At 60.3% G+C, this 15,996-nt stretch carries 13 protein-coding genes; 8 read left to right on the top strand and 5 right to left on the bottom strand.

Going from position 1 to position 15,996, the window contains the following annotated elements; all coding sequences use genetic code 11:
* Both VHE12_06975 and VHE12_06970 read left to right on the top strand, forming a co-directional pair.
* Positions 1 to 3,355 (top strand): hypothetical protein (locus VHE12_06975; GenBank protein HVZ80535.1); only part of this gene is annotated, 3,355 nt, incomplete at its 5' end.
* 59 nt (positions 3,356 to 3,414) lie between these two features.
* A complete protein-coding gene (locus tag VHE12_06970) occupies positions 3,415 to 4,035 on the top strand; it encodes a hypothetical protein (GenBank protein HVZ80534.1) in 621 nt (206 codons plus the stop codon).
* On the opposite strand, the gene VHE12_06965 is transcribed toward VHE12_06970, so the two are convergent.
* Entirely contained in the window at positions 4,036 to 5,184 is a 1,149-nt protein-coding gene (locus VHE12_06965) for a glycerate kinase (GenBank protein ID HVZ80533.1), read from the bottom strand.
* Between the two features lie 152 nt (positions 5,185 to 5,336).
* Between VHE12_06965 and acs the strand changes: the two genes are divergently transcribed.
* The 5 genes from acs to VHE12_06940 all read left to right on the top strand — a co-directional run bounded on the left by acs (position 5,337) and on the right by VHE12_06940 (position 10,550).
* The gene (gene acs, locus VHE12_06960; protein HVZ80532.1) at positions 5,337 to 7,319 is read left to right on the top strand and encodes an acetate--CoA ligase; all 1,983 of its coding nucleotides are present in this window, start codon (positions 5,337 to 5,339) and stop codon (positions 7,317 to 7,319) included.
* A gap of 236 nt (positions 7,320 to 7,555) precedes the next feature.
* Positions 7,556 to 8,803 carry a hypothetical protein gene (locus tag VHE12_06955; GenBank protein ID HVZ80531.1) on the top strand — a complete coding sequence of 416 codons (1,248 nt, stop codon included), beginning with the start codon at positions 7,556 to 7,558 and terminating at the stop codon, positions 8,801 to 8,803.
* Positions 8,804 to 8,989: a hypothetical protein gene (locus VHE12_06950; GenBank protein HVZ80530.1), complete on the top strand. Its 186-nt coding sequence runs from the start codon at positions 8,804 to 8,806 to the stop codon at positions 8,987 to 8,989.
* 52 nt (positions 8,990 to 9,041) lie between these two features.
* Positions 9,042 to 9,713: a hypothetical protein gene (locus tag VHE12_06945; protein ID HVZ80529.1), complete on the top strand. Its 672-nt coding sequence runs from the start codon at positions 9,042 to 9,044 to the stop codon at positions 9,711 to 9,713.
* Between the two features lie 66 nt (positions 9,714 to 9,779).
* Entirely contained in the window at positions 9,780 to 10,550 is a 771-nt protein-coding gene (locus tag VHE12_06940) for a dienelactone hydrolase family protein (protein HVZ80528.1), read from the top strand.
* Here VHE12_06940 and mutY read toward each other — a convergent pair.
* The 4 genes from mutY to VHE12_06920 are packed head-to-tail and all read right to left on the bottom strand — an operon-like array spanning position 10,528 to position 14,047.
* The gene (gene mutY / locus VHE12_06935) at positions 10,528 to 11,652 is read right to left on the bottom strand and encodes an A/G-specific adenine glycosylase (GenBank protein HVZ80527.1); all 1,125 of its coding nucleotides are present in this window, start codon (positions 11,650 to 11,652) and stop codon (positions 10,528 to 10,530) included. The two genes, VHE12_06940 and mutY, sit on opposite strands and share 23 nt — an antisense overlap.
* Entirely contained in the window at positions 11,652 to 13,421 is a 1,770-nt protein-coding gene (locus VHE12_06930; protein HVZ80526.1) for an adenylate/guanylate cyclase domain-containing protein, read from the bottom strand. The genes mutY and VHE12_06930 overlap by 1 nt, the downstream gene beginning before the upstream one ends.
* A gap of 51 nt (positions 13,422 to 13,472) precedes the next feature.
* Positions 13,473 to 13,763 (bottom strand): ATP-dependent Clp protease adaptor ClpS, encoded by a 291-nt coding sequence (locus tag VHE12_06925; GenBank protein ID HVZ80525.1) that lies wholly within the window; start codon positions 13,761 to 13,763, stop codon positions 13,473 to 13,475.
* The gene (locus VHE12_06920) at positions 13,760 to 14,047 is read right to left on the bottom strand and encodes a hypothetical protein (GenBank protein HVZ80524.1); all 288 of its coding nucleotides are present in this window, start codon (positions 14,045 to 14,047) and stop codon (positions 13,760 to 13,762) included. The genes VHE12_06925 and VHE12_06920 overlap by 4 nt, the downstream gene beginning before the upstream one ends.
* Positions 14,048 to 14,202: 155 nt before the next feature.
* Between VHE12_06920 and nifA the strand changes: the two genes are divergently transcribed.
* Entirely contained in the window at positions 14,203 to 15,780 is a 1,578-nt protein-coding gene (gene nifA / locus VHE12_06915) for a nif-specific transcriptional activator NifA (protein HVZ80523.1), read from the top strand.
* Positions 15,781 to 15,996: the final 216 nt, after the last annotated feature.

Here is a 15,996-nt window from a genome sequence, read left to right as displayed (position 1 = left end):
CAGCACTGCCACTCGGACCGCCACGGACACGGCGACCTCGACGGCGACCAACACGGCCTCCGCCACCGCGACTAATACCGCGACCAGCACTGCCACTAAGACCGCCACAGACACGGCCACCCCGACGGCGACCAACACGGCCTCTTCTACTGCGACCAATACGGCGACCTCAACGGCAACGAACACGGCCTCTTCCACTGCCACCAACACCGCGACCAGCACGGCCACCCGAACCGCCACGGACACGGCGACCCCGACGGCGACCAACACAGCCTCTGCCACCGCCACGAACACGGCGACCAGCACTGCCACTCGGACCGCCACGGACACGGCGACCTCGACGGCGACCAACACGGCCTCCGCCACCGCGACTAATACCGCGACCAGCACTGCCACTAAGACCGCCACAGACACGGCGACCTCGACGGCGACGAAAACGGCTTCGCCAACGGCCACCAATACAGCCACCCCGACGGCGACCAACACGGCCTCCGCCACCGCCACTAATACCGCGACCAGCACTGCCACCCGGACCGCCACGGACACGGTGACCTCGACGGCGACCAATACCGCTTCGCCGACGGCCACCAACACCGCGACAAGTACTGCCACTCGGACCGCCACGGACACGGCGACCTCGACGGCGACCAATACCGCTTCGCCGACGGCCACCAACACCGTGACAAGTACTGCCACTAAGACCGCCACAGACACGGCGACCTCGACGGCAACGAACACGGCTTCCTCGACCCCGACGAATACGGCGACCGTGACGGCCACGCACACTGCAAGCAACACGGCGACCGATACGGCGACCCGTACCGCGACCCGGACGCCCACGGACACGGCGACGGATACGGCCACCAGGACCGCGACGAACACGACGTCGATGACGGCGACCGATACGGCGACGGATACGCCGACGCGCACGGCGACGAATACGGCCACCGATTCGGCGACGGCGACGACGACCCGTACGCCGACCAACACCGCCACGGACACGGGGACCCCGACGCCTTCCTCGACCCCGACGAATACGGCGACCGTGACGGCGACGAGCACACCCAGCAACACGGCGACGGATACGGCGACCCGCACCGCGACCCGGACGCCCACGGATACGGCGACGGATACGGCCACCAGGACCGCGACGAACACGACGTCGATGACGGCGACCGATACGGCGACGGATACGCCGACGCGCACGGCGACGAACACGGCCACCGATTCGGCGACGGCGACGACGACCCGTACGCCGACCAACACCGCCACGGACACGGGGACCCCGACGCCCAGTGCGACCGCCACGGATACCGGGACCGACACGGCCACGCGGACGCCCACGAATACGGCGACCGATACGGGCACTCCTACGGCCACCCGTACCCCGACCGATACGGCCACCCATACCCCGACCGCCACGGAAAGCGCTACGGCTACCGATTCGGCGACGGCGACGACGACCTACACCCCCACCCTGACGGCGACCGATACGGCAACGGCCACCGAGAGCGCCACGGCGACCGACTCGGCGACCGCTACGGCGACCCGCACCTCCACGGATACGGCCACGGAAACGGCCACTTCCACCGCTTCTGGAACCCCGACCATGACAGCTACATCGACGAACACCGCTACGGCGACCCGGACCCCGACCGATACGGCCACTTCCACACCGACCGCGACCCCGACCGATACGGCGACCGCGACCCGGACCGCCACTTCGACCGCCACCTCCACGGCCAGCGCCACCCCGACCCATACAGCCACCTGGACGTCCAGCTCGACGGCCACCCGAACCGCCACAGACACCCCGACTTCCACTTCCACCTCGACACCCACCCGAACGGCCACCAGCACGGCTTCGGCGACCCCGACCAACAGCTTCACCCCGACCCCAACGCCTACCAGCACCGACACACCCACCTATACCTACACGGCAACGCCGACCTTCACGGCGACGCACACGCCCACGAACACGGCGACCCTGACACCGACCTTCACCTTCACCTTCACGCCGACCCCGACGGCCACGCCCTACCTGAGTTTGATCAAGACCGCCTCGGCCAAGACCATCAAGCCGTTGGACATGGTCACCTATACCCTGACCTATTCGAACCTGGGGTCCTCGACGGTCTTCGGCGCGGTCCTGACCGATGTACTGCCGCCCTTGACCCAAATGACCTACCAGGCCAACTCGGCTTCCAACGGGGGCGTCTATGATCCAGTGGCCAATACCTTGACCTGGACCATCCCCTCGGTCATTCCCGGGGCCTCGGTGTCGGTGACCTATCAGGTCCAGGCTTCCCTGGTCTCCGCCAACGACAAGGTCACGACCCTGGACAATAAGGCCTGTCTGGCCTATTCGGGCGGGTCCGCTTGCGCGTCCAACTCAGTCACGGTCCAGGGTTCCTATGTGGTCCATCTGTCGGTCTACAACCAATCGGGTGAATTGATCCAGAACCTGGCCAATTTCGAGACCGGGACCCCGATCACCGACTTCACCATCGAGAACGGGGTCATCACGACCGATTCCCAGGCGGCGACCTTCCTTTACAGCGGGGTCATGGTGGGGACTTGGGACGCCACCGGCGGGGCAGGCGGCAAGGTGACCAATGGGACTTACCTGATCAAGATCGACAGCGTGGACCCTTATGGGGTCACCTCGACGATCACCAAGAGCGTCATCGTGAACATCTCCCGCAGCACCTTGGAGATCGCGGTCTACAACGAGGCGGGCGAGATCGTGAAGCATTTCACGGAAGCCGAGATCATCAACTATTTCGGGGGCGGGCCCTCGGCCGCGCTCCAGCCCGCCGACTTCAACGTGGGCGAGGCGAAACTTTCCACGCCGACCCTTGTCGAATCCTATCTGCCGGGGGTTTCCAACAACCTGACCATCACCCTGGGATCGGGCCGCAGTTTCACCTGGAACGGTGTCGGCGATAACGGGAGCTACCTCACCTCGGGGACCTATTTCCTGGAGATCACCTCGGCCCAACAGAACCAACCGGGCCAACAGATCATCATGCCCGTGCGGGTGAACAACGACGGGAGCAGCCCGGCGAACAGCGTGGTGCTGGCCCCCAACCCGGTCCATGTGGCCCAGACGAACCAGGCCTGGTTCCTGGTGTCCGACCAGAGCGGTCAATTGACCGAGACGGACGTTCAGATCTATACCATCGCCGGGGAATTGGTGAAGACGCTCCAAAGCCAGCCGGGCACGCCCGACAAGGTCCTTTGGGATATGACCAACCCGGTCCTGGCCAGCGGGACCTACCTGGCGGTGCTGGACCTCCACTCGGGCAAAGGTTTGATGGGCCGGAAGATCTTGAAGGTCCAGGTCATCCACTGATCCATCTCAGGCGCAAATAGTACTCGCCCTTCCCGGGCATTTTTGGGATGATTTCGATCATGGATCACCCCAAGGCCGCTCCTGATGGAAAACCCCGTAAAAAGACAGGGCCTCAATGGCTTCGGATGCCGGTGGGTTATTGCGTCGGGACCTTGTCCTGGTTCCTGGGGGCCCATTGCCTTGAGGAAGGGGAAAGGGGTTTTTGGGGCCCGTCCCCGAGGAAAATGGGGGCTCATTTCTTGAAGGTTTTTTTCTGGACCTTGGGGATATTCCTGATGGTCCGGGGTTTTCAGGCCTACCTGGACTGGTTCATGGGGTCCGCCCCGGACCAAAGGTTCCTGGCCGTTCTGGGGAAATCGGTCCTCTTCCTATATATACGCATTTTTTGGCCGGGTACCCTCGTGTGGATCCTTCCGGGATTGCGGGAATTCCGTTGCCCCCAATGCTATGAGAAAAGGACCTTCCGATTCCTTCCCGTATCCGCGAGTTTCGGGAACTGGGTGACCTATCTTTGCCCCCATTGCTCTTGCTTGGTGGATGGTTGGGGCGGACAGATCTTTTATCCACGGAAGGCCGGAAAGGGGATCGGATCACCGGGCCGGTTTTTGGTCCCCGTCGGAGCGTTTGTGAGCCTGGGGCTCGGGATCTGGCTGGGAGAGGTCTTGGTCCGGATCCTCTGATCAGGAGGGGATCGTCTGTTTCTTGGAGAAAAGGAATTGGATGATCTCGGCGACCTTGGCCGGGACCTCCAGTTTCCGGGGTTCCTCCCCGACAATGGGACTGTCGAAGAGCGGATAAACACGATGCAGGCCCACATCCTTCAGCCATCCCAGGTTCGGGGCGACGGCCCCGACGATGGCGATGCAGGGGATCCCCAGCCTCTTGGCCATCTGGGCCACGGCGACGGGCGCCTTGCCTTCCCGGCTCGAATTATCCATCAAGCCTTCACCGGTGATCACCAGGTCGCAACCCTTCATTTGGTCCTCGAGCTTCAGGGTCTGGGCCACGAAATCGAACCCGCTTTCCAATTGGGCCCCCAAGGCCAAAAGGGCCATGCCCATGCCGCCCGCGGCCCCGGAGCCTTTCTGGTTCTTCAGAAGGATGCCCGAGGCCTTGGAAAGGACCGCCTCGAAGGAATCCAGCCCCTTTTCCAGCTCCTCGACCGCCTGCTGGGTCCCTCCCTTGAGGGGCCCGAAGAAGCGGGCGGCCCCGTGGTCGCCCAGGAGGGGGACTTGGACGTCCACCAGGCCCACGATCTGGATGCCCTTGAGCAACTGACGGACCGGCTCCAAGTCGATGGAAAGGATGTTGGAAAGATGCTTTCCGGCCAGGCCGTTGGGGGGCAGGGTGGTCTTGGATTTGAAGGTGGCGCCGAGGGCCTGCAGGAAGCCCAACCCTCCGTCGATGGTGGCGCTGCCACCCAGCGAGATCTTCAGGTGCCGGATCCCGTGTTTCTTGACCGCTTCGGAAACGATCTCACCCGTTCCGTAACTGGTGGTTTCCAGGGGGTTCCGTTCCTCCGGAGCCAGGCGGAAAAGGCCGGAGGCCTGGGCCATTTCGATGATGGCCGTGTCCTTCTCCGGGAGTTGGGCGATCCCGTATTGGGCCTGCTTGAAACGCATGAGGGGGTCGTTCACGGTGGTGGAAAGGGTCTTGCCCTTGAGCAGGTAGATGATCGAGGTGAGGGTGCCTTCGCCGCCGTCGGCCACGGGGCAGAGCCGGAGGGTCGCTTCCGGCAGGTGTTTTTGGATCTGGTTCCGCAACATTTCAGCGATCTCTTGGGCGGTCGAGACACCTTTGAACTTATCGGGGGCAATGAGGATTTTCATATTCTCCTATCGCTTTAGCAAAATCCTGGGATTCGTGCCCATTCCCGCCTGATATTGTTTTCAGCGCGGGTCGCACGAAAAGGGAACTGGCTTATAATCCCTTGGGAACAACGATCGATGAAGAGGCTTGCACCCCATTTTAAGGAGGAAAAATGTCTCCGCAAGACCAATCCATAACGTCCCTGCAAAAGGATTCCCAGACCTTCCCCCCTCCCCCCGAGCTCTCCGAGCGGGCCTACATCGGCTCCATGGCCCAATACCAGCAAATGTACGACCGATCCGTCCAAGAGCCCCACGCTTTCTGGATGGAGCAAGCCCTCCAGGAATTGGTCTGGGCCAAGAAACCCACCAAGACCCTCGAATATACCTGGGACACCAAGAAACGGGTGATCCAGCACACCTGGTTCGCCGATGGGGAGCTGAACGTTTCCGAGAACTGTCTGGACCGTCATTTAGGGACCCCTTTGGAAACCAAGACGGCCATCCTTTGGCAGGGTGAGAAGGATGAGGAAGTCCGGAAGATAACCTATAAAGAGCTACACCAACTGGTCTGCCAATTCTCCAATGTCCTGCTCTCCAAAGGGATCCGGAAAGGCGACCGGGTCTGTATCTATATGCCCATGGTGCCGGAGGCGGCGGTGGCGCTTTTGGCCTGCGCCCGGGTCGGGGCCATTCATTCGGTGGTCTTCGGGGGATTCTCGGCCGAATCCCTCAAAAGCCGCATCCAGGACTCGGACAACGTGGCCGTCCTCACCGCCGACGTGGGTTTCCGGGCGGGCCGCATCATTCCCCTGAAGAACATCGTGGACGAGGCCCTTAAGGACTGCCCGACGGTCAAGAATGTCATCGTCTTCAAACGGGGTGATGGAGCTGTGAACATGGTCGCAGGACGGGACCATTGGTGGCATGAGGAGATGGCCAAGGCTTCCCCGGCCCACCAAGCCGAGCCCATGAAGGCCGAGGACCCGCTTTTCATCCTTTATACGTCCGGTTCCACGGGCAAGCCCAAAGGGGTCCTTCACACGACGGCCGGGTACCTGCTTTGGGTCAAGATGACCCACCGCTATGTCTTCGATTACCATCCGGGCGAGATCTATTGGTGCACCGCCGACATCGGCTGGGTCACCGGACACAGCTATATCGTCTATGGTCCCTTGGCCAACGGGGCCACCACCTTAATGTTTGAAGGCGTTCCCAATTATCCCGATCCGGGCCGTTTCTGGCAGGTGGTGTCCAAGCACAAGGTCCAGGTCTTCTACACGGCACCGACGGCCATCCGGGCCCTGATGCGCGAGGGGGAGGATTGGCCCAGGAAGTACGACCTGGGTTCGCTCAGGATCCTGGGGTCCGTCGGGGAACCCATCAACCCCGAGGCGTGGCTTTGGTACCACCGAAATGTGGGACGGGGCCGCTGTCCCATCGTGGACACCTGGTGGCAGACCGAGACGGGGGGCTTCATGATCACCCCCATCCCCGGGGCCCATACCTTGAAACCGGGCAGCGCCTCAAGGCCTTTTTTCGGCGTTGAACCGGTGATCCTGCGGGACGACAGTTCGGTCTGCGGGCCGAACGAGGGCGGCAAGCTTTGTATCAAGAAACCCTGGCCCGGGATGATGCGCACCACCTGGGGGGACCACGAGCGGTTCATCAACACCTATTTCTCCACCTTCAACGACATGTATTTCACCGGCGACGGTTGCCGGATCGACCAGGACGGGGACTATTGGCTCCTGGGCCGCGTGGACGACGTGGTCAATATTTCCGGGCACCGGATCGGGACCGCCGAGGTGGAAAGCGCGCTGGTCTCCTTTTCCAAGGTCTCGGAGGCCGCGGTCGTGGGCTATCCCCACGACATCAAGGGGCAGGCCCTTTACGCTTATGTGACGCTCAAGGAAGGGGTGGCGGCCAGCGACGACATCAAGAAGGAACTGGTCCAGCATGTACGCAAGGAGATCGGGCCCATCGCCCAACCGGACAAGATCCAGTTCGCCGAGGGGTTGCCCAAGACCCGAAGCGGCAAGATCATGCGTCGGATCCTCCGCAAGATCGCGGAGAACGACACCGGGAATTTGGGGGACACAACGACCCTGGCCGACCCGGGGGTCGTGGACAAGTTGGTCCAAGGCCGTCAGTGATAGGAACGGCGTTGAAAGCCCCGGTCCCGTAAGGGAACCGGGGCTTTTTTTTTTACAACGAAAAGGACCTTTTTGCGGGCTTTTACGGGAAGGATGAGCAAGCCCATATTCCCCACCGATCCTGGTCTATTTAATAAAATGGACCCATTTGGACCGCCCCTTGAGAAACCTTCCGGCGGGGTAACGCGTCTTAAAGATAGGACAAGAACCGTAACGATGAATCCCGAGGTGAGACCATGGTAAGAAGCCCCATCTTCGCAGCTCTTTTGACCGTTTCCCTTTTTTCGTCCTTGGCCGCCCAGGAAGATAGACGCCATGAGGGCTTTGGGAACGACCGCTCCGAAGGGAAATCCTGGGGGGCTTCCCGTGACCAGGGTGGGGACCGGGCGGTTCCCCGGTCGGACGACGAGAAGGAAAAACCGGCCCAAGAACGCAGTGAGGTGAAAAGGGAACCAAGGACCGAAAAGACGGTCCCTTCGGTGAAGGGGGAGCGTGGGGTCCGGGTAAGAACGGAAAGCAAGGAGGACCGGATCGGGACCGTGCGGGAGGAAGGGCGGAACGAGGCGACCCTTCACCACTTCAATGAAGGCACGAATCGTCGGCCCCAGCAAGAGGGTGTCCGGAAAGAGGAACCGCGGAAGGTCGGGGTCCGCCCGAACAGCGTTGGACTCATCCGCCATGAGATCTCCCCCCAGATGAAGGAGATCGGCATCAAACGGATACCCGCCGAATCCCCCCGTCATGACCAATTCCTGAGGACGGACGCGGTCCATTCACGGTTCACTCCCCCGAGCGTTGGTCCCAAGGGTCAGTCCCTGAAGGCGAGCCTCCTGATGCCGAAAAAGACCAATGCGGCCGTCATCCAGAGCCATATGAAAACCTTCAGCTCGAACAAGGCTTTTCTCGCCCAGATCAACGTCTATAACACCCACGAGACCATGGCCAACCATTACTACTGGCACACGTGGAATGGGAATTCCTACTGTCATTACTACGACCCCTGGGGTTACCACTGGTACGGCTGGTATTGGCATGGGAGCTGTTTCTGGGCCCGTTGGTACGACAATTACTGGTGGTGGTATGATCCCACCTATTCCCGCTGGTGTTATTGGAACGACGGTTATTGGTGGTGGAACGATCCCTATCGCGTGAATGTGGTCTACGTCTATCACGATGGGGATTATGTCCCTTCTTCTTCTGGCGAGGTGGAAGCACCCTCGGCCCAGGCTTCCGAGGTGGATTTCAAGAGCCGTAACGGGGACCGTACGGTGAAGGTCTTTGGGGAAGACGCTTTCCTTTACGACACCGACCAGGATGGTTCTGACAATAAACCCGTCTACCTGGCCTCCCATGTCAAGGAAGTGAAGTTCTCATTGCCCGGATCCGGCAGGCCCATGCAGATCATGCTCATCCTCGAGGACGGTTCCTTTGAATTGTTCGATTGGGATGGGAACCCTTATAATCGGCCCCAGGACCAGCCTTAAGTGGCGGATCCCAGGAAATTCCGGGAATGGCTGCAGGGCCTGGGCCCGGAAGACCGCCGTTACCTCGAGCGCCATCCCACCTGGAAACGCTCCTACCTCCAGTTCCAAGAGAAGGGCATCCTTCCGGAGGGTTTCGCGGAGTTGACCATGGAGATCCTGGAAGGCGGTTCTGAAAGCGAGACCTGAGGCCCGAGCGGTCCGGTTCCGGTAGCCTTGACCCTATCCCCAAAGGACTTGCGTGTCCCTACGATCTCTCCGATCCACTTCCTTCCTTTTGTTCTCCTGGGTCCTCTTTTTTTCTTTTTTTCTCCAGACCCCTGTTCTCGCCAAAAAGCCCAACGATGCCAAGGTCCTTTCCGACATCAACCGTTCTTGCCGGGAGATCGACGCCCAGGTGAAGGGCGGGGGCTTGACCGTCACCTACTGGGCCGAGGTGGAGGAAGAGGGCGGGGAGGCCCATTGGGTCACCTTTGGGTCGAGGGAAACGGGTGAAAAGACCCATCCAAGGGGTTTTTGGCGTGAGGCCTGGACCTATGGGGATGGGAAACGGATAAGATCGGTCGAGATGGAGATCAAGACACCGACGAAGGAGTGGGTCCAAAGGGTCACTTATTACTTCCGCGAGGATGGGACCCTGGAGAAGGCCCATTCGGATTTTCGTACCTTCGGGGCCTATGAGCGCAAGAAGGGGCCCACCCACCAATTCTTGGCCAAGATCCTTCGGGACCGTTTTTATGACCCCAAGGGCCATTGCATCCAGAAGAACGGTCCCCGTATCTCTAACGCCACCAATCACCGGGAAACCCATGACGTGGTGTTCAAGGACGGCGCCTGGCCTTTTTACCCCAAGGTCACCGATCTGCCTTTTCCCGTTCCGATGGCAGAACCCGGCGCTACCCGCACCCCTTGAACTCTTGTTCGTTCGGTTCCAACTTGGCTTAGAATGTTGCCCTCAGGAAAACTCCGGAGGTATCCCATGCGGAAACTATTATTCCTTTTCAGTCTTATCCTCTCGGCCCAAGCACAGGCCGGGTTGGTGCGCCAGATGGTGGATTACCGGGACGGCCAAACGGTCCTGGAAGGTTATCTGGTCTACGACGACGCCCTGAAGGGATCCCGGCCCGGCGTCCTGGTCGTGCATGAGTGGAACGGTTTGGGGCATTACGTGAAAGGCCGGGCCGACCAACTGGCTGGCTTGGGCTATGTGGCTTTCGCCCCGGACATCTATGGGAAAGGGGTGAGGCCCGAGGGATTCGAGGCCTGCAAAGCGGAGTCGGGAAAGTATTACGCCGATCGAGCCATGTTGCGGCGCCGGGTCAATTTAGGGCTCGACCAACTTCGGAAAAACGCGATGGTGGACCCGAAGAGGATCGCCGCCATCGGTTATTGCTTCGGCGGTTCCGCCGTGTTGGAGTTGGGCCGTAGCGGAGCCGACGTGGCCGGGATCGTGACCTTCCATGGAGGGTTGGACGACCCGGCGCCCGCCGATGCGAAGAACATCAAGGCCAAGGTCCTGGTCTGCCAGGGCGGCGCGGACCAGTTCACCCTCCAGGCACTCCCCGCCTTCAAGAAGGAAATGGACGACGCCAAGGTGGACTACCGGGTCATCGAGTACAAGGGGGCGGTCCATGGGTTCACCAACCCGGACAACAAGGGAACGGTCCCGGGACTGAAATACGATGCCAAGGCCGACAAGGCGTCCTGGAAGGCGATGAAGCGATTCTTCAAGAAGGTCCTTGGATCCTGAGGATCCCCTTGGCGTTCCCGCCGGACGGTGTCTTTGCTTTTTGGGCGGTTTTCAGCACGGTCCGCCGGAGTTTGTTCTGGGCGCTTGAAAAGGGCAAGGCAAGGGCCTGGGATGCCGTCACCCACCGAAGCTCCTCGCCCTTGGGTCGTTTGCGGGCGGAGCCAGCCTGGTAAAGACGGAGCCTGATCTTATGGCGCGTGATCTGATGACCCACCTCATGGAACAGGTCCCGGCGGGCCTTGACCCCGTATTTCCTCTCCAGCGCGGTGAGCGCGGAGTCGGGATCTTTTCCTTCCATGCTCGGGAACTCCCATAGGCCCTGGAGCCATCGCTCCCCCTGGGGCCTTTTGCGGACCAGGAACCTCGACCCTTGACGGGCCAAGACCGCGGCCACGACCACCTCGACGGTGTCGGCCTTAACGGACGCTTGTGGGTATCTGGTTTGGGAACCCTCCTGGCAGGCCCCGCAATGGTCCCTTAATGGGCAAAGCAGGCATTGGGGATCCTCGGGAACGCAGATCGTAGCGCCTAATTCCATGAGAGCTTGGTTGAAATCCCCCGGCCTTTTTCGGTCCAGGAGCTCTTCGGCGATCTCCCATGTTTTTTTATGGCCGGGCCCGGTCTTCAGGTCGCCTTTCAGCCGGAAAAGACGCGCGAAGACACGGATGACATTCCCGTCCACCAATGGCATGGGTTTTTCGAAGGCGATGGAAAGGACCGCGCCGGCGCTATATCGGCCCACGCCGGGCAAGGTCATGATCCCATCGAGCGTTTCGGGGAGCTTCCCTTGGTGGTCGGCCAGGACGCTTTGGGCGGCTGTCCGGAGGTTCCTCGCCCTGCGGTAATAGCCGAGCCCCTCCCAGAGCTTCAGGACCTTCTGTTCATCGGCCCTTGCCAGGGACCGCCAATCCGGGAGTTCCTTCATGAACCTTTCGTAATAAGGGATGACGGTCTTGACCTGGGTTTGCTGGAGCATCATCTCGGAGACAAAGATGGCGTAGGGGTCCCGGGTCCGCCGCCAGGGCAGGTCCCGTTTGTGGCGGTCATACCATCCCAACAACGCTTTTTGGACCGGTCGGACCTTGGGTCGTCGAGAGGTCATCAGGAAAGGGATCGGAGGGAAAAGGTCTTGAGGGTTTCGGGTGAATCCCGCAGGGCGATGGGGGACAGCGGTTCGCCCTTGGCCCCGGCCCCGAGCCTTTCAAAGGTCTCTTGGGTGACGGCGGTCTGGCCGGGAGCGGTCAAAGCGCAAAGGCGCGTGACGATCGAGAGGGGTTCCCCCAGGATGCTGTAGTCGAAATGCTTGTCCGACCCCAGGTTGCCCGCCACGACAGGACCGGTATGCAGGGCGATCCCGACGGTGAAAGGCGGGGCTCCTTTCTTGATCCTGTCCAAATTGAACTCCTTCAAGGCCTCCTGGATCTCCAGGGCGGCCTGGGCGGCCCGTTTTTCCTTGTCCTCGTGGGTGAAGGGGGCCCCCCAGATCGCCAGCAGGCTGTCGCCCATGAAACGATCCAGCATCCCCTCGTGTTTGAAGACGATCTCGTTGATCAGGGTGAAATAACGGTTCAAGGATTCCACCAGGTCCTCGGGCTTCAGGTTCTCGGTCAGGGCATGGAAGCCCTTGAGATCGGCGAAGAGAAGGGTGCATTCCCTCTTTTCTCCCCGCAGGGAGAAATAATCCCGGTCCGAAAGGATCTTTTGGGCGGCGATGGGATCCACGACCTTGCCCAGGATCAGGGAGACCCGTTCCTTTTCAAGGTTCCTTTCCCGCAACTCCTCCAGAACCCCTTGTAGGGAGGACCATTCCGGGAAGGCCAGGGCCGGTGCCGGGGCCCGCCCCGGGCCACCGGAGAGGCCTTGGACAAAGTCCATTAGCTTCCGGTATTGGAAGAGATAAAAGGCGCCGAATGCCAAGGCAAGGATGAAGAAAACCGTTCCGGCCCAAAAAGCGGACCGGACGATCTCCTTGCGGGGGTCGCGGGTGACGATCCAGTCCTTTTGGATGGGGGAAAGGGCCAGCAAGAAGGCGGTCCTTTTGCCGGACGGGTCGAAAAGGGTCTGGGACCCGGCCAAGTAGGCCTTTTGGTCCAGCGTCACGGTCTGGGGCTTGGAAGAGCCGGAGACGCCGTCCAGGGAAGCGGTTTCGGTCCGGGAGGGTCCTCGATCGGGCCAGGAAGGAAGGACCCCTTGTTTGGTATCGAGGGCCAGGGGAAGGGAGGCCTTTTTTTGAAGGGAAGAGAGCCAATCCGCGTCCAAGGGGACGCCCGCGACCAACACTCCCAGCACCTTCCCGCGATTTTCAATGGGAAAGAGACAGGCCAAGAAGGACCGGTCCAGGACCGTTAGGACGCCCGATGCCCGCGCTCCCTTCAAGGCCTGGTCCATGGCCGGCCAATCCGACGCGGAGGCGTAGGTCGGGGTCGGGGTTTTGGAAGGATGATGGGACCGCATCTTTGAGCTCGCGGTCGGGAGCGGGTCGGGTGTGGGTTTGGGGATGGAAAGGTTGTCGAAAAGTATCTTGCCGTCCTTTCCCACGATGGCAAGGAAGGGAAAGGACTTTTCGGCGAGGCCGGCCTCACAGATGGGCCGGATCGCGGAGGACACCGCATTGGGATAGGTGAAGTAAAGGGCTTTTTTGAGCCCGTCCCTCTGGGAAAATTTCCAGGCGTCCAGAAGGAGTTGCTTCGAGGCGCGGTCGAGTTCCGAGGAGACGACCGCCGATCCCTGGATCAAGCCCGTGGCGGGATCGTTGACCACCTTTTCCTGGAGGACCCGCTTCAGGATGCCCGATGTCCGCATCGACAAGAAAGCCAAGGGAAGGACGGCGAGGAGGCAAAAGACGGCGGGGACGATGGGGATCTTTTTCAAGGAAGGTCCTGGCAAGGGATGGTTCTTGGATGGGTCACTATAGGCGACCGGTCATGTTTTTTCCACTTGGGTGGCCAGGCCGATCATTTCAAGGACCGAGGAGACCCGCAGGCATTTTTCCTGGGTCCCGAAATAGACCGAGGCCTTGCCCTTTTGGTGGACCCGAAGGGTGAGTTCGAAGGCCCGTTCCAAGGAACAGCCGGTGGCCTTTTGCAATTGAAGGATGACCTGGTCGAAGGTGTGGACCTCATCGTTGAAAAGGATGGTCTGCCAGGGTGGATCGACCTGGGTGTGCGGGTCGGTCACGGGAACTTGTTGGGGCCGGGGCGTCACCTGGGTCATTTCCGCGGAGGGGAGTCCTTGGCGAGGATCTCCAAGGCGTAGGAGCGGGTCTCCAGGCTCATGTGGACCTTGACGAAGAAAGGATGGCCGTTGCGCCATAGGGAATCCAATTCCTTCGATTCCTTCTTCAGGGCGCCGATGTATAGATCGAGCTTTTCCTGCGCATATCTTTGGACGGCGTCCATCCCTTTCAAGGTCAGGTTCCCGTGGCTGAAATGGTCGGTCACATCCTTTTGGAGGATGGCCTTTAGTTGAAGGACGATCTTCAAGGATTGGTCGCTCATGGTCCGCCCCTGCGATTTTCTCCATTTTATTCCAATTGGCCGGTTCTGGACCATTTTGAGAAAATGGGTGGGATCAGAAGGGTATTGACAATTATGTAGCAAATATCATAAAAGAATGAACGCCCCAAAATGTAAATACGATCACCGAGGTTTTCATGGACCCCCAAAAGAGACAGCAACGCAAGATCCAAGAATTGACCACCCTCTACTCCATCGGCCATGCCATGGCTTCCACCCTGGATTTCAGGAGCGTCCTGAGAGAGGTCCTGGCCACCCTTTCCAAGGAACTGGACATGAACCGCGGGACGGTCGCCCTCCTGGACAAGAAGACCGGACAACTCAGCATCGAGGCCGCGCAGGGCCTGACCAAGGAGGAGATCTCCCGGGGGAAGTACAAGATCGGGGAAGGGATCACGGGAAAGGTGGTGGAAAAGGGGGAGGCCATGATCGTTCCCGACATCGGGAAGGAGCCCCTCTTCTTGAACCGGACCCGTTCCCGGGGTGACGTCAAACGGCAGAACATCTCCTTCATCTGCGTCCCCATCAAATTGAAGGGCGAGACCCTCGGAGTGCTTTCCGTGGACCGGTTGTTCAAGGACGCGGACATCTCCTTCGAGGAGGACGTCCGGTTGCTTTCGGTGGTGGGATCGCTCATCGGGCAGAACCTCAAGCTCCATGAGATGATCGAGAAGGAAAAAGAGGACCTGCTGGAAGAGAACCGGGAGCTCCATAGTGAATTGAAGGGGAAGTACAAGCTGGACAACATCGTGGGCTCCTCCAAATCGATGGTGGAGGTCTATAAGGCGGTCCAGCGTGTCGCGCCGACCCGGACCACCGTCATCATCCGGGGGGAGTCGGGCACCGGCAAGGAACTCATCGCCCGGGCCGTCCACTACAACAGCCCACGGGCCTCCAAGCCCTTCATCAAGGTCTCCTGCGCCGCCCTCCCCGAAACACTCCTCGAAAGCGAACTGTTCGGCCATGAGAAAGGCAGCTACACGGGCGCTTCGGAGCTGGTGAAGGGCCGCTTCGAATTGGCGGACGGCGGGACCCTTTTCCTGGACGAGATCGGGGACATCTCCCAGGCGACCCAGGTGAAGCTCCTGCGGGTCCTCCAAGAAAAGAAGTTCGAGAGGGTCGGGGGGACCAAGACCCTTTCCGTCGATGTGCGGATCATCGCCGCGACGAACCGGAACCTGGAAAAGGCCATCGCCGAGGGCAAATTCCGGGAGGACCTCTACTACCGCCTGAACGTCGTTCCCGTTTTCCTCCCCTCCTTACGGGACCGAAGGGAGGATGTCCCGCTTTTGTTGAACCATTTCATCGATAAGTACAACAGCGAGAACGGCGCCCGGTTCAAGGCCACGCCCGAGGTGGTCGCCCATTTGATGAATTATCCTTGGCCGGGCAATGTCCGGGAGTTGGAGAACATGGTGGAGCGGATGTGCGTGATGGCCAAGGGCCAGTCCATCACTCTGGAGGATATCCCGGTGCCCCTGGAAGTTTCGTCCCATCTTCCCCCCTCTTCCATGGAAGGCGGCCCGAGCCTGAGGCCCGCTCCCGGCGGCGGGTTCACCACCTTGACCGAGGTGGAAAAGATGAAGGTCATGGAGGCGATGGAAAAGTGCGGAGGGGTCCAAGCCAAGGCCTGCAAACTGCTTGGGATCACACCCCGGCAGTTGGGTTACAAACTGAAGAAATACAAAATCGGCTACAAGCCTACTTTTTTGTAATTTTGACGGGATTTTCATTTTCTTTTCATTTACGTTCCAACGGCTTATGCCCATCAAAAAACCTCGGAATTGAACGGATTTTAGACTAAATTGAGCGGCAATTTTTATTTCGCACCTTTTGGCAGAGGTTTTGCTTTAGTTTTGCCGTCTTTTCGGTTGTCCGGGTCCACCCCCTACCTAATACTAAGCCGATTTTGGGGGCAGTCGGGACCCGCT

The sequence above is a fragment of the bacterium genome (assembly GCA_035549195.1).
Taxonomy (GTDB): domain Bacteria; phylum Oederibacteriota; class Muellerivitia; order Muellerivitales; family Muellerivitaceae; genus DASZRK01.
This window is presented reverse-complemented; position numbering and strand designations above follow the sequence as displayed.